The sequence below is a fragment of the Paenibacillus qinlingensis genome, from assembly GCF_013204845.1.
Lineage (GTDB): Bacteria > Bacillota > Bacilli > Paenibacillales > NBRC-103111 > Paenibacillus_E > Paenibacillus_E qinlingensis.
Map to the genome: position 1 here is coordinate 260,848 of NZ_JABMKY010000003.1, position 13,224 is coordinate 274,071.

At 46.5% G+C, this 13,224-nt stretch carries 8 protein-coding genes; 7 read left to right on the forward strand and 1 reads right to left on the reverse strand.

What is annotated here, in order from left to right; genetic code table 11:
- Positions 1-525: 525 nt before the first annotated feature.
- Positions 526-1,362, reverse strand: coding sequence for an AraC family transcriptional regulator (locus HQN88_RS07835; RefSeq protein WP_173109819.1), 837 nt, complete (start codon positions 1,360-1,362; stop codon positions 526-528).
- A gap of 131 nt (positions 1,363-1,493) precedes the next feature.
- Here HQN88_RS07835 and lacZ point away from each other — a divergent pair, with 131 nt between their 5' ends.
- The 7 genes from lacZ to HQN88_RS07870 all read left to right on the forward strand — a co-directional run bounded on the left by lacZ (position 1,494) and on the right by HQN88_RS07870 (position 13,223).
- Positions 1,494-4,640: a beta-galactosidase, LacZ type gene (lacZ, locus tag HQN88_RS07840; RefSeq protein ID WP_173109821.1), complete on the forward strand. Its 3,147-nt coding sequence runs from the start codon at positions 1,494-1,496 to the stop codon at positions 4,638-4,640.
- A gap of 638 nt (positions 4,641-5,278) precedes the next feature.
- Positions 5,279-6,160, forward strand: coding sequence for an NAD(P)-dependent oxidoreductase (locus HQN88_RS07845; RefSeq protein WP_173109824.1), 882 nt, complete (start codon positions 5,279-5,281; stop codon positions 6,158-6,160).
- 30 nt (positions 6,161-6,190) lie between these two features.
- Positions 6,191-7,339, forward strand: coding sequence for a glycerate kinase (locus tag HQN88_RS07850; protein WP_173109826.1), 1,149 nt, complete (start codon positions 6,191-6,193; stop codon positions 7,337-7,339).
- A gap of 3 nt (positions 7,340-7,342) precedes the next feature.
- Positions 7,343-7,564: a helix-hairpin-helix domain-containing protein gene (locus HQN88_RS07855; protein ID WP_173109828.1), complete on the forward strand. Its 222-nt coding sequence runs from the start codon at positions 7,343-7,345 to the stop codon at positions 7,562-7,564.
- Between the two features lie 72 nt (positions 7,565-7,636).
- Positions 7,637-9,718, forward strand: a complete 2,082-nt coding sequence (locus tag HQN88_RS07860) for a right-handed parallel beta-helix repeat-containing protein (protein ID WP_173109830.1) — start codon at positions 7,637-7,639, stop codon at positions 9,716-9,718.
- Positions 9,719-9,749: 31 nt separating this feature from the next.
- Entirely contained in the window at positions 9,750-12,086 is a 2,337-nt protein-coding gene (locus HQN88_RS07865; RefSeq protein WP_173109833.1) for an AraC family transcriptional regulator, read from the forward strand.
- Positions 12,087-12,278: 192 nt separating this feature from the next.
- On the forward strand, positions 12,279-13,223 hold the full coding sequence (locus tag HQN88_RS07870; RefSeq protein WP_173109835.1) for an ABC transporter permease: 945 nt from the start codon (positions 12,279-12,281) through the stop codon (positions 13,221-13,223).
- The last annotated feature ends 1 nt before the right edge of the window (position 13,224 follow it).

The window sequence follows — 13,224 nt, forward strand, 5'->3', positions numbered from 1 at the left end:
CGGCAACCCAAGCAACCCCGGCAACCCCGGCAACCCCGGCAACCCCGGCAACCCCAGCAACCCCAGCAACCCCAGCAACCCCAGCAACCCCGACAACCCCGGCAACTCCGACAACGCCAGCCCACCCCGGCAACTCCGGTAACCCCGGCAACCCCGGCAACTCCGACAACGCCAGCCCACCCCGGCAACTCCGGTAACTCCGGCAACTCCGACAACCCCGGCAACTCCGACAACGCCAGCCCACCCCAACAACTCAAGCAACCCAACCTCACCAACAAGTAAACACAATAACTGGAAAACATACATCTAATTTCAACTGAAACGAAGATATATTTCAAATAAATGTAAAAAGTACAGTTAATTTCTCACTTTCTCAACAAATTAGAAAGAACCCAGAGAAATAGCTGTACATTTTCCATCTAAAGTTCAAATTGAGGCCAAATAGACAGAAATAGATGGATTTTTTCCAGTTATTTGGCACATCCGTGAGATCTATTGGCTACAAGTAGCCAATAGATCTCACGTTTACTTCAAATACGGATGTCTAAATACATCCGGCGTCAGCCCAACGGCTTTGCGGAAGGTGGAAATGAAATGCGATGCATCAAGAAAGCCAGTGGCTTCGGCGATTTGCTTCACTGTCTGATCAGGCTGCGCAATCAGCATTTCTTTGGACTTCTGCAGGCGAAGCTGAAGCAGGTATTGGTACGGAGAGAGCCCGAATGCACGGCGAAATAATGTATTCACATGCTGCGCTGAGACTCCGAGCTGAGTCGCCATCCAGCTAAGCCCAACGTGAGCAGCGCCGAAGCTATGCTCCAGCTCGAGCAGGAGCGGCAGAAGCCGCTCATGACTTTGCGAGAAGGAGGCGCTTTTATTGATAATGCCGTGCTTCTTTAACAGCGTCAGGAATTGATAGATTTCCAAGGAACCGTTGGTGCCGGTGAAATCGTGACTATCATGATATTTATGATAGTAATATTCGTGAATACTAGCGAGCGGCGTCTCGGATCCCCAGCTAATTTGCGTAGAAAGTGGGATTTCCAGAGCATGTACAATAGAGGCTGCTAACGCACCATCAAAGGTTAAATACCACGTCGACCAAGGTGTATCTGGCACTTGATAGGCATGAGGGACTCCGCCAGCCAGCAGCATGCCTTGCCGTTCACTCAGCTTGACGGGGACGCCGTCTAGAATGATTTCGCCGCTGCCGGAAATCGTTTGCAGCCAATGAAAGCAAGGATAGCCTTCTTCGCGTTGATAATATTGCTGTTCGCTCTCATAGCCGATCGTTTCAAGAATGAGTGGGAGCTTGCGGTCTGTTTCCGTAATGACAAAAAACTTTCGATAATCACTAGCCAAGGAATAACCATCTCTTTCATTTTTTAATATATCATGCGTTATTTCTTATATTTTAAAAGAAATAATTGTCTTGTACAATAAGGTGATAAACAAAATCCTTATTCAAAAACGTAAAGTGAGGAAAATCATCCATGGCGAATAAATTTGTATACACGGCTCCTGAAAACGGTTACCCCGAATGGAACAATAATCCGCACATCTATCAATTGAATCGCTTAGATGCACATGCGACGCTGATGCCCTATCATACGGAAGCAGAAGCGCTGGCTGGAGTTCGGAATGCATCGCAATTTTATCAAGACTTGAATGGCACATGGAAATTCCATTTTGCAGAAAACGCGCAAGCCCGCCCGCAGGAGTTCTTCAAAACGGACTTCGACACTAGGAATTGGGCGGATATGCCTGTGCCGTCACATTGGCAGCTGCAAGGTTTTGATTTTCCGCAATACACAAATATTATTTATCCATGGGTAGGTCACGAGGATCTTAAGCCCCCATTTGCCCCTGTAAAGTATAACCCTGTTGGCTCTTATGTGCGCAGCTTCTCAATCCCTGAGGGTTGGAACGGCCAACCTGTGTATCTAAGCTTTCAAGGTGTGGAGTCAGCTTTCTATGTATGGGTGAATGGTGATTTGGTTGGTTTTAGCCAAGATTCCTTTACACCAGCGGATTTTGATATTACGCCTTATTTGATCGAGGGTGAGAACAAGCTTGCTGTAGAAGTGTATCGTTGGAGTGATGCAAGCTGGTTAGAAGATCAGGATTTCTGGCGTTTGAGCGGGATTTTCCGCGATGTGTATCTGTATACGACACCAACGGCACATATTGCTGATTTCAAAGTAAATACGAATTTGGACGCGGCTTGCGAGGATGCTGAACTGCACATTCAAGCGACGATCACGAACTATGATGGGAAGAGCCAAGGCGTACATCATGTGGAAGCGATGCTATACGATGGTGAGCAGCAAGCCCTATGGCAAGCGCCGCTTCGAGTAGGCATTCAAACAAGCAACATTGCGAGCCAAGCCGTGGAATTGTCCGCGCATATGGATCGTCCAGCCAAATGGAGCGCTGAAAGTCCATACCTGTATACACTCGTTCTTCGTTTAGTAAATGAAGAGGGCACGCTTCTCGAGACGGAAAGCTGTAAAGTAGGCTTCCGCAAGTTTGAGATTGAAGATGGTTTGATGAAAATTAACGGTGAAGTCATTGTCTTCAAAGGTGTTAATCGTCATGAATTTGATCGTGATCGCGGACGTTCCGTTGATGCGGAAAGCATGCTTGCCGATATTTTGCTTATGAAACAATATAATATCAACGCTGTACGGACTTCGCATTATCCGAATAATCCGTTATGGTATGAGCTTTGTGATCAATATGGTCTGTATGTAATTGATGAAACGAATTTGGAGACCCACGGCTCATGGAGTTACCCGCAATTCGAATTAGGTGAAACGGTGCCAGGAAGTCGTCCTGAGTGGACGGGGGCTGTGCTTGATCGTGCAAACTCCATGATGCAGCGAGACAAGAATCATGCGTCGATTGTCATTTGGTCTTTGGGGAATGAGTCTTTTGGTGGAGATAATTTCTTCAAAATGCATGATTTCCTTCGTGAAGCCGATCCTTCCCGGGTTGTTCACTATGAAGGCGTGTTCTGGTGGCGCGAATCAGAAAGAGCGTCGGATATGGAAAGTCAAATGTATTCCAAAATTGAAAAAATCGAAGAATACGCCAAAAACAATCCGAAAAAGCCATTTATCCTTTGTGAGTATAGTCATGCGATGGGGAACTCTTGTGGTAACCTATTTAAATATTGGGAATTGTTTGATCAATACCCTGTCTTACAAGGTGGATTTATTTGGGATTGGATCGATCAATCCATTCGCACAACGACGCCAGATGGCATCTCGTATCATGCCTATGGCGGGGATTTTGGCGACACGCCGAATGATGGCAACTTCTGTGGCAATGGCTTGATTTTCGCTGATCGCTCGGTTTCACCGAAGCTGCACGAAGTGAAAAAGTGCTACCAGAATGTGAAGTTCGAAGCGGTAGATGTGGCTAAGGGACAATTCAAAGTAACCAATCAATTCTTGTTCACCAACTTGAATGAATATGATTGGACTTGGACGATTGCACGCAATGGTTTAGTGGAAAGTAAACCATTTACCGGAACATTCGCAGTTGCACCAGGTGAAACTACAACGGTTGAGCTAGCACTTGATGCTGTTGAAAGTCTTTTCCCGAACGATGAATTCGTGTTAACACTAAGTCTGGTTCTGAGAGACGCTACATTGTGGGGAGTAAAAGGACATGAAATCGCATGGGAGCAGTTTATTCTTCCTGCAGTGAATGCAGCGGCTCATGCACGCAACTGGGAAGTGGAACAAGAATCCGCGGTTACACTCTCTGCGGAGGCAGCTGTTCAAGTCACGCACACTGCTGAAAGCATCAGCTTGCAAGGCGAGCGTTTTGCACTTCGAGTTGACGCAGTAACTGGCGATATCACTTCTTACTTATTTGACGGAGTCGAGTTATTCCAAAGTGGGCCAGTACCTAACTTCTGGCGTGCCTATACCGATAACGATCGCGGGAATCAGCACCACATTCGTTGTGCACCTTGGCAAGAAGCAGGCAGCGGACGTAAGCTCCTTTCCTTGAACGCGAAATCATTGGATGCAGGACACGCTGAGGTTCGGGTATGCTATGAACTGGGAACAAAGCCGGCTTCTGAAGTTCAGCTTGTTTACACAGTGTCAGCAAACGGGGAAGTTGAAGTAGGGATGCAATTAACACCGGGTAATAAATTGCCAGAAATTCCTGAAGTGGGCGTCATGTTCGAACTAGATGCTGCCTTCGAGAACTTGACTTGGTACGGTCGCGGGCCACATGAGAATCACTGGGATCGCAATGTAGGAGCTAAACTTGCGCTTCATAACGGAACTGTCGAAGAGCAATTCGTTCCATACTTGCGCCCACAGGAATGTGGCAATAAGACCGATGTTCGCTGGGCGACAATCACGAATGCGGCTGGGCGCGGACTCCGCATCGGAGGCTTACCAACCGTAGAGCTCAATGCATTGCCATACTCGCCATCCGAGCTGGAAGCACATAATCACCCTTACAAGCTGCCTACGAGTGATAAAGTTGTGGTTCGTGTGAATTACAAGCAGATGGGGGTTGGCGGAGACGATAGTTGGGGAGCAAGAACACATCCCGAGTTTACGTTATTCGCGAACAGAACTTATGCGTATGCATTCACTTTCCAAGGTATCTAAACGTTGATAAAAGCCGTTCCGAGGGTGGTTATCCCTGTGGAACGGCTTTTTTGGATTTTTGGTGGAAGTGAAGCAGATCCCTGTGCGGTATCGCCGCCGCCAATCGCCCGCTAGCGCACAAATAATGTGCGCAAGGGCTTAATCGCCGCCGCCAATCGCCCGCTAGCGCACAAATAATGTGCGCAAGGGCTTAATCGCCGCCGCCAATCGCCCGCTAGCGCACAAATAATGTGCGCAAGGGCTTAATCACCGCCGCCCGTCTCACGCTAGCGCACAAATAATGTGCGCAAGGGCTTAATCGCCGCCACCCATCGCCCGCTAGCGCACAAATAATGTGCGCAAGGGCTTAATCGCCGCTGCCCGTCTCACGCTAGCGCACAAATAATGTGCGCAAGGTCGGTATCGCCGCTGCCCGTCTCACGCTAGTGCACAAATAATGTGCGCAAGGGCTTAATCACCGCCGCCCATCGCCAGCTAGCGCACAAATAATGTGCGCAAGGGCTTAATCGCCGCCGTCAATCGCACGCTAGTGCACAAAAATTGTTCGTCATATCACGTTTGACCAGAAGGAGAGAGGGTGATAAGTTTAAATGGAGATAAAATCGACAACTAGGTAACGGGGAAAGGTGGACATCTATATGACAGAACTTACGGCACAACCAATCATAGGACTCATTGGAACAGGCGTGATGGGTAAAAGTATGGCGGGACATTTGATTCATGCGGGATATGAGGTTCATGTGTATACACGTACGAAAGCTAAGGCACAGGAGCTATTGGAAAATGGGGCACAATGGCAGGAAACGCCAGGCGCATTAGCGCAGAAATGCCAGGTTATTATGACCATGGTCGGATTTCCAAGCGATGTCGAAGACATTTATTTTGGGCAAAATGGCATCATTGCTATGGCAGAGCCCGGTAGCTTCCTGATTGATTTTACGACGTCGAGCCCGTCTCTGGCCAAACGGATTTATGAGGAAGCGCTGACGCGTCAGCTTTTCTCTTTGGACGCTCCAGTTTCTGGTGGAGATATTGGGGCAAGAGAAGCGCGATTGTCCATTATGGTCGGAGGCGCTCGAGACGTGTTCGAGCAGATGTTGCCTATTTTCCAAAAGATCGGCACAAATATCGTCCACCAAGGTGAAGCGGGTGCTGGGCAACATACGAAGATGTGCAATCAAATTGCGATTGCAAGCAACATGATGGGTGTCGTCGAAGCGCTTGTTTATGCGAAGAAAGCGGGTCTTAATCCGACAACTGTGCTGCAAAGCATTGAAACAGGTGCCGCGGGTAGCTGGTCGTTAAGTAATTTGGGGCCACGCATGATTGCGGATAATTTTGCACCAGGTTTCTATGTGAAACATTTTATTAAGGATATGAAGATTGCTTTGCAATCGGCGGAAGAAATGAAGGTAGAGCTTCCAGGCTTAACGCTTGCCAAATCGCTATATGAACAATTAGCTGCAATGGGCGAAGAGGAAAGTGGTACCCAAGCGTTGTATAAATTAATTAATAAATAAGCGTGTGCTGTTCGACCTGGAGGTTGACTTATGAAAATCGTGATTGCACCTGATTCGTTTAAAGGCAGCCTTAGTTCAGAAGAAGCGGCCAAGGCGATTAGGGATGGAATTCTGCGGGCTATGCCAGCTGCAGAAACCGTCCTCATCCCTATGGCAGACGGGGGAGAGGGAACCGTTGATAGCCTCGTACAGGCGACGCAGGGCAGCAAGATCTCAGTTCCCGTGCGAGGTCCGTTGCAAGATGAGGTGATAGCCACGTATGGCGTCTTAGGCGATGGCGTTACGTGTGTGATTGAAATGGCTTCGGCTTCCGGACTCGAGTTAATTCCAGAGGAACATCGCAATCCGATGCTGGCGACAACCTACGGCACTGGCCAATTAATTCGCCATGCGCTCGACCACGGTTATCGTTCCTTCATTCTTGCACTCGGCGGTAGTGCAACGAACGATGGTGGAAGCGGCATGCTCCAAGCGTTAGGCTTACGACTCCTAGACGCAGATGAGCGTGAGATTGATACAGGAGGACAAGCTCTGTCTGACCTAAAGCGTATTGATGCCTCGATGTGGGATGCGCGCGTTATTCGTGAATCGCGGTTTATCATTGCATCAGATGTCACGAATCCATTCATTGGTCCGCAAGGGGCGTCCTATGTCTTTGGACCGCAGAAAGGTGCGACACCGGAGATGGTTGAAACGCTCGATGCAGCACTCACCAACTGGGCAGATGTGATGGAAGCGCATACGGGGATTGCGGTGCATCATCTGCCTGGAGCTGGCGCTGCAGGCGGGCTTGGCGGCGCTTTTCAAGCGTTTTTCCCGGCAAGCACGAAGCGTGGGATCGACGTGGTGATCGAGATGACTAAGTTAAAGGAGCAGCTGCAGGATGCCCAACTCGTCATCACTGGCGAAGGTCAGACCGACGCCCAGACAGCCTCCGGCAAAGCACCGATGGGAATCGCACAGGCTGCTTCGAAACTTGGCGTGCCAGCTATTGTTTTATCAGGATCCGTCGGGCAGGGGATTGAGAAGCTGTATGAATATGGGATGACAAGTATTCATAGCATTGTAAACGGTCCGATGACGCTTAAGGAGGCGATGTGTCGTACACCTGAGCTTTTAGCGCAAAAGGCAGAGCAAGTTATGCGTACTTTTTTGGCGGGACGAAAGAAGGAGGTCTAGACCTTGTCAACGAATAAACAAGAGGAAGAACAATGGGTACTTCCCAAAGGTGTGGCAAGTCCAGCGAGGCGAGCTTTAGCAGGGGCAGGTATTACGAAGCTCCATGATTTCACACGTATTACCGAGACAGATCTTATGAAGCTGCATGGCATGGGTCCCAAAGCGAGAGATTTGATTCGGGAAGAACTAACTGCGAAGGGCTTATCTTTTAAACCAGGCTCCTAGTGAATGAAAGTGGTATACCTACAAGCTCCTAGTCATAAATAAGGTTATTATGATGTGTAAAGGAGTAAGCTCATGGCTATGGCAACCCAATTGTATGTAGCAACAACCGGAAACGATGATCAAGATGGAAGTAAAGATGCGCCATTCTTAACGATAACCAAAGCTCAGATGACAGTTCGGGAAATCATCCTCAAAGGGATGAACCACGATGTCATCGTCTTTGTGTTCGGTGGTACGTATTATTTAGAAAATACATGGAAATTGGATGAGCGCGATTCAGGCAGGAATGGGTACCGGGTTAGTTATTGTAATGTACCTGGTGAAGTGGTAAATATCATAGGTGGCAGGCCAGTTACGAACTGGGAACCCTATAGTTCCGACATGTGGCGGGCGTGGTTAGGGGCTAGAAGCAGCTTCCATACGCTATATGCGGATGGCGAACGCATAACGAAAGCTCGTTTGCCAGCAACGGGATATTTTCAAGTGGACGGGGAAGCTGAGGCAGCCTTCCGAGATGGTATTTACTATGGGAATGGAGACATTCCAGTAGGATGTGACCTTACTCAAGCTCAAGTATTCATTTGGCCAGGGAAAGGGGAATGGAACTGGTTCTCAGAGCTGCGATCCGTGAAATCTCATGATGCTGAGGCTAGATATGTTGCCTTTCAGCTCCCTTCCATTTGGGAAATAGGTGAAGGCTCACGTTATTTTATTCAAGGTTCACTTGATTTTCTTCAAGCACCAGGTCAATTTCACTGGGATGAAAAGGATGGTTGGCTCTACTACAGGCCGCGTAAAGGTTCACCCCTGCACCAAGAGATTATTGTACCAACGGTCACAAGGTTGATTGAGATCAAAGGCAAAGATCAGGATGAGCCAATTCAACATCTTGACATTCATGGTCTGCACTTCTCCTGTTCAGACTTCTGGTCCGATTACCAAATGATTCAAGAAGACGAGGGCTTGAGTAATGTAGAGCGAGATGAGCACCGTGAAGGATTGGTTTACATCCAGTATGCAGCCGATATTGAAATATCGCATTGTCAACTAATCAACTCGGGAAGCTGCGGTATTTTCTTGGATCAGCAAACGCGAAACATTCGAATACATGGCAATCATATTGAGCATTTGGGGTATATGGGGATATGTGCCTCAGGTTATTCACCGCTCCAAGGCTCATTTACATCCGCAGACGCTTCTTATACCAATAAAGAGCATCGGATTACGAATAATGTGATTCGGTATGGCGGCGAGCTGATTGGGCATGGCTGTGGAATTCTGCTGTATCAAAGTGGACATAACCAAATTACCCATAATCGGATATCTCATATGCCTCGCTATGGTATTTCCTTGAAAGGCTTGCGCCATAAGGTCATGCCAGCAAGCATTTATGGAATACCAGTAACGTGGGAGAATCACTGGGATTTCTTGCATACGCGCAATAATTACATCGCTTATAACGATATTTCGAATGTCATGATCGACAGTCAGGATGGTGGAATGATTGAATCCTGGGGTGTTGGGGCAGGGAATGCGATTCATAGTAACCGCTTACACAATAGTGGGATTCATTTTTCTTTTGGTTTCGGCATTTATTTGGATGATGCTTCAGACTACTTCACGGTTACCCAGAATGTGCTGACGGGTCTCTACAGCACAGGGGAGGGGAAGCTCTGGATGCTCATTTTTTCCAAAGGCATTGGCAACCTCATTCAAGGGAATTTGCTGGTGTCTAACCCAGATGCTATAGCTGCAATTGGCACACAAGAGATGGCGGGTGAAGAGAATAAAGAGGTGACGGTGAAAGGGAACATGATAGTTAATTCAGGGTACCTTTACTACTTCGTCAATTGGCGGGAAGATAAGTTTGCTGAAGCGGATTGTAATCTCTATTGGACGGATCGAGCCCAGGGCGTTTGTCAGGTAGCAGGGAAACTACCACTGCCCTCGTCAGGAACAGATTTATTAGGGCGGGATGTCTATGACTGGGAGGCATGGCGCTCCTTACTGGGTGGGAAATTCGATGCCCATTCGCACATAGCAGATCCTCAATTGATACCTTTACCAGATGGAAAGATTCGCCTTGAGCTAACATCACCCGCCTATGCGCTTGGTTGGGTTGATATTGATGATAATCAAATAGGGCCACAGTAAATTCGTCATAACGAGAGGGGGCTTGGTACTTATGAAAGGATTTGGTTTCTATAAATCCAAGAAATATTTGCAGCGCGTACTAAGCTCGATCATGTTATCGATGGTTGTTGTCCTATTAGCCTCTTCATTTGCCAATACGTATCTGCTGGAAAAGTCAGTAAAACGGATTCAAGAGGACTCGAATCTCAAAATTCTCACACAAATGCAGTACAATTTTTCTTACATGAACGAAATCATCACACACTTATCTTACTTTGTTTTAAAAGATAACTTGCTCATTCCTTTGATGTTTGATGAAACTTTACCCAAAATGGATTTAATTCGCGGTTACCAACGCATGTCCAGTATCATGGACAGTTCCTCCTTCTTGCATTCCATGGTCGTCTATAATCATTCTCAAAATGAGATATACGGAACAACCACCAATTTCTTGTTGGATGGCGGTGTGACCAAAAAGAAAATTTCGGATTGGTTGCTAGATCCTATCAACCAACATGAAACGTCCAGACTTATTCCAGTCAGTCTCGAACGTGAGGACGGTCAAATCGATGCCTTCGCGTTCGTCGTAACCGAATCATTAAAGCCTTTTTCACGCGGCGAATCCGCCATTGTTCTCTATATCAAGTCGGACTGGGTCTTCGACAGCTTGAAGAAAATGAACGATACGGGCAGCCGATCGCAAGGTGATATTCTTATGGCAGACCAGGAAGGTCGCTTGTATTCCTCTCATAACATAGATGGGTACGGCAGCAAAGCCACACAGGAAACCATCCACACCTACATTAAGAATCATAAGTCTGCAACGGGTGATCCTTCCGGATTCGTTATTGGGGATGTGGAAGGTGAGAAAAGTATGATTACCTATATGGCAGATCCGATTCCGAATTGGACGATTCTGTATGTACAGTCGTATGACCAGTTGATGGCAGAAGTCACTCAGACACGTGTGAAATCGTTAGTTGTCTCTGGCGTTCTCCTATTGATTGCGATTGCCATCTCGGTCTGGTTGTCTTATAAATTGTATCATCCCATTGAAGATATGCTGCATCGGATTCGATTTCAGCATCCACGAGGTGAACCTACGAGGCGAACTGAGGGGGATGAGCTTCATGCGATGAGTGAGAATTATTTGAAATTGTCTCATACGCTGCAAGAAATCAGCTCTGAGCACATCGTCAATAAATATTACATCCGTAAATTTATGACAGACGGTCAAATGTTCTCACACCACGATATGATTAGCTTGATTGACAAGCATCAACTGAATATTGCGTACCCTGCCGAAATTATCGTGTGTGTCCTTCGTTTGGATCATTTTCAAGCGTACACGAACCATACAGCTCTAGCGTTGAAGAAGATGCATAGCTTTGCTATCACGAATATTGCGCAGGAAATGATGTCCAAAGCGTATCCTTGTGAAGCAGTAGAGGTATGGGGGGATCATATTATTCTCATTGTATCCTTGATGGACGCGCCTACAGTGGCGAAAACAGAGAGGATTGTTCCCATCCTTCGGGACATTCAGCATACGATTGAGACATATTACGATCTGAGCCTCTCTTGTGGACTTAGCGATCCCATCTCTCAATTGACACGGCTGTCATTTGGTTATACACAAGCGTTGCAGAATAGCTTGTACACCCTTATTTTCGGCTACAAGTCCATTATTATGAGTGATATGGTCAAGGAGAACAACGCGAATAAGCGAGTCTCAATCCCAGAAGCCATCGAACGTAAACTATCCGAGAGCTTGAAGAAGGGCTTAATGACAGAAGCGGGGATTGAGCTTGAGAAAGCGTTCTCCCTTTTTGCCACCTTTCATTATCATGATATTCACCGCGCCGTAACGAATTTAACATGGGTAATCAAATATACAGTCGTTGAAATTATGGAAAATCGCGTAACGAAAATGAGCTTTAATGTGGATTATATTCATCACATTCCGCAAGAGAATGAAACGTTAGAGGAAATGTATCTAGCTTTATTAGCCTTATGTTCACAAATTTGTGAAGGTCAGAAGCCGTCGAATGTAGAACGGAATGATATGATTCTCGAAACAGTCAAAGAACTTATTCATCAGAAGTATGCGGATATTAACCTGAGTCAGCAAACAATTGCAGCGACCGTAAAACTGTCATCCGCGTACTTGGGAAAACTGTTTAAGGACAGCTACCAACTCACGCTTACGGAGTATATCAATGAAGTTCGTTTGCAGCACGCCCAGCATCTTCTTGAGAACGGGGATCATTCAGTCCTAGATATTATGGAAAAATGCGGTTATGCCAATCCGAGCTATTTTTTTCGGTTGTTCAAAGCCAAATTCGGAAGTACACCGAAGGAATATCGCATGAAGAAATCGATTTCATAACAGGGGAAATGTGATCTAGTGGCCGCCACTTCTTCCACCAATTGGTGTATGGAAGGGCGGTTTTGTGCTTTTTGATGGGAAAAAGAGAGTAATTCGAACATTGTACATATGGTTTCTACATGTTTTCGAACATCGTACGCTATGTAAACGCTTTATCCTGTGGCAAGATACGAATAGGGAAGGAGGAGCACAATGACGAAATCACATCCCAACAAACAACGAAAACTATTTCGAGAATTCAAACACCTGCGTAAAAATCGCGAACTGCTGTTGCTTGCGACTCCAGGGATTTTGTTTGAACTGGTCATTAAGTACTTGCCCATGATCGGTCTCATCTTAGCCTTCAAGTATTTCAGGTATGATCAAGGGATTCTAGGGAGCAAATGGGTCGGCTTCAAAAATTTCGAATTCATATTCAAATCACAGGATGCCTGGCGTATTATTCGAAACACCCTTTTATACAACATGAGCTATATCGTACTTGGAACGCTTGCTGCGCTCGTCCTTTCTATCCTGTTATATGAGGTAAGCGGCCGCATGGTGAAGGTGTATCAAACTACACTATTTCTACCGTATTTCATTTCATTAGTATTGGTCGGTTACATTGCGTATGGTTTCCTAGAGCATAAGAGTGGTTACCTCAATAGCTTTCTAAGCAACATCGGGCTTTCTCCGCACAAATGGTACTTCGAGACGACACCGTGGCTCTTCATTTTACCTGTGGTTGCTGTATGGAAAAGTGTCGGTTTCTCGACATTAATCTACTACGCTGGGATTGTTGGCATAAACACGGAATATTACGAAGCAGCTAAACTAGACGGCGCATCACGCGTTCAAATGATATTTCGGATTACATTGCCGCTTATGAAGCCATTGATAATCATTGTGTTTATTCTAGGCTTAGGCAATATCTTCCGCGGTGATTTCGGATTGCATTACTTTGTGCCGAATAATGTTGGCGCTAATTTGGCGACGACAGATGTCATAGATACCTATGTGTATCGTGCCCTTGCGAAGCTTGGTGACATTAATTCTGGGGCAGCTGTGGGTTTTCTTCAATCAGTTGTGGGGCTAATCACCATTGTGTCAGCAAATGCAGCGGTGCGCCGAATGGATAAGGATAACGCATTATTTTAAT

Bases quoted from the DNA above. Each gene is read 5' to 3' on its own strand.
- lacZ (WP_173109821.1), top strand. From the start codon at position 1,494: ATGGCGAATAAATTTGTATACACGGCTCCTGAAAACGGTTACCCCGAA.
- HQN88_RS07860 (WP_173109830.1), top strand. From the start codon at position 7,637: ATGGCTATGGCAACCCAATTGTATGTAGCAACAACCGGAAACGATGAT.
- HQN88_RS07865 (WP_173109833.1), top strand. From the start codon at position 9,750: ATGAAAGGATTTGGTTTCTATAAATCCAAGAAATATTTGCAGCGCGTA.
- HQN88_RS07850 (WP_173109826.1), top strand. From the start codon at position 6,191: ATGAAAATCGTGATTGCACCTGATTCGTTTAAAGGCAGCCTTAGTTCA.
- HQN88_RS07845 (WP_173109824.1), top strand. From the start codon at position 5,279: ATGACAGAACTTACGGCACAACCAATCATAGGACTCATTGGAACAGGC.
- HQN88_RS07870 (WP_173109835.1), top strand. From the start codon at position 12,279: ATGACGAAATCACATCCCAACAAACAACGAAAACTATTTCGAGAATTC.